This window comes from Sphingomonas sp. CROZ-RG-20F-R02-07 (assembly GCF_022662335.1).
Lineage (GTDB): Bacteria > Pseudomonadota > Alphaproteobacteria > Sphingomonadales > Sphingomonadaceae > Sphingomonas.
Window position 1 is genome coordinate 1 of record NZ_JAKNQJ010000042.1, and the last position, 1835, is coordinate 1835.

Annotated in this window: 1 protein-coding gene; it reads left to right on the top strand. The window is 69.3% G+C overall.

Annotated features, from left to right (window positions below):
• A partial coding sequence (gene dxs, locus L8H00_RS18605; RefSeq protein WP_242098836.1) for a 1-deoxy-D-xylulose-5-phosphate synthase occupies nucleotides 1–1835 on the top strand: 1835 nt, incomplete at both ends.

Below are 1835 nucleotides of genomic sequence, written 5' to 3' on the forward strand. Positions count from 1 at the left end.
GGGCAGCTTCGGCAGTTGGCGGACGAGCTGCGGGCGGAGACGATCGCGGCGGTGGGGGTGACGGGGGGCCATCTGGGTTCGGGGCTGGGCGTGGTCGAGCTGACGACGGCGATCCACTATGTGTTCGACACGCCGGTGGACAAGCTGGTGTGGGACGTCGGCCACCAATGCTATCCGCACAAGATCCTGACCGGCAGGCGGGACCGGATCCGGACGCTGCGCCAGGGCGGCGGGCTGTCGGGCTTCACCAAGCGGAGCGAGAGCGAATACGATCCGTTCGGCGCGGCGCATTCGTCGACCTCGATCTCGGCGGCCTTGGGCTTTGCGGTGGCGAACAAGCTGGCGGACCGGCCGGGCCGCGGCATCGCGGTGATCGGCGACGGCGCGATGTCGGCGGGCATGGCGTACGAGGCGATGAACAACGCCGCGCAGGCGGGCAACAGGCTGGTCGTGATCCTGAACGACAACGACATGTCGATCGCGCCGCCGGTGGGGGGCTTGTCGGCCTATCTCAGCCGGATGGTGTCGAGCCGCGAGTTTCTCGGCGTGCGCGAGCTGCTGAAGCGGTTCGCCAGGAAGCTGCCGCGGCCGTTTTCGGAAGGGCTGCGCAAGACCGACGAGTTCGCGCGCGGGATGACGATGGGCGGCACGCTCTTCGAGGAGCTGGGCTTCTACTATGTCGGCCCGATCGACGGGCACAATCTCGATCACCTGATCCCGGTGCTGGAGAATGTCCGCGATGCCGAGGAGGGGCCGATCCTCGTCCATGTCGTGACCAAGAAGGGCAAGGGCTATGCGCCGGCTGAGGCGGCGGCGGACAAATATCACGGCGTGCAGAAGTTCGACGTGGTCTCGGGCGTGCAGGCGAAAGCCCCGCCGGGGCCGCCGCAGTACCAGAACGTCTTCGGCGCGCAGCTCGTCAAGGAGGCGGAAAGCGATCCGCGGATCTGCGCGATCACCGCGGCGATGCCGTCGGGCACTGGCCTCGATGCGTTTGCCAAGACCTTTCCGGACCGCTTCTTCGACGTGGGCATCGCCGAGCAGCACGGCGTGACCTTTGCCGCAGGGCTCGCGGCCGAGGGGATGCGGCCGTTCTGCGCGATCTATTCGACGTTCCTCCAGCGCGCGTACGACCAGGTGGTGCACGACGTCGCGATCCAGAACTTGGCCGTCCGCTTCGCGATCGACCGCGCCGGGCTGGTGGGGGCGGACGGCGCGACGCATGCGGGCAGCTTCGACGTGACGTACCTCGCCACGCTGCCGAACTTCGTGGTGATGGCGGCGGCCGACGAGGCCGAGCTGGTGCACATGACGCACACCGCCGCACTTCACGACAGCGGGCCGATCGCGCTGCGCTATCCGCGCGGGAACGGCACGGGCGTGGCGCTGCCCGAGACGCCCGAGCGGCTCGCGATCGGCAAGGGGCGGATCGTGCGCGAGGGGCATGCGGTGGCGATCCTGAGCCTCGGCACGCGGCTGGAGGAGGCGCTGAAGGCGGCGGACCAGCTCGAGGCGCGCGGGCTGTCGACGACGGTGGCGGATCTGCGCTTTGCCAAGCCGCTCGACATCGAGCTGATCCGCCGTCTGCTGACCAGCCACGAGGTGGCGCTGACGATCGAGGAGAATGCGGTGGGCGGCTTCGGCGCGCATGTGCTGACGCTCGCCTCGGACGAGGGGCTGATCGACGCCGGGCTGAAGCTCCGGACGCTGCGCCTGCCCGACGCCTTCCAGGACCAGGACGCGCCCGACAAGCAATATGCCCAGGCCGGCCTCGACGCCGACGCCATCGTCGCCACCGTGCTCAAGGCCCTGCGCCACAATTCGGGTGCGATGGC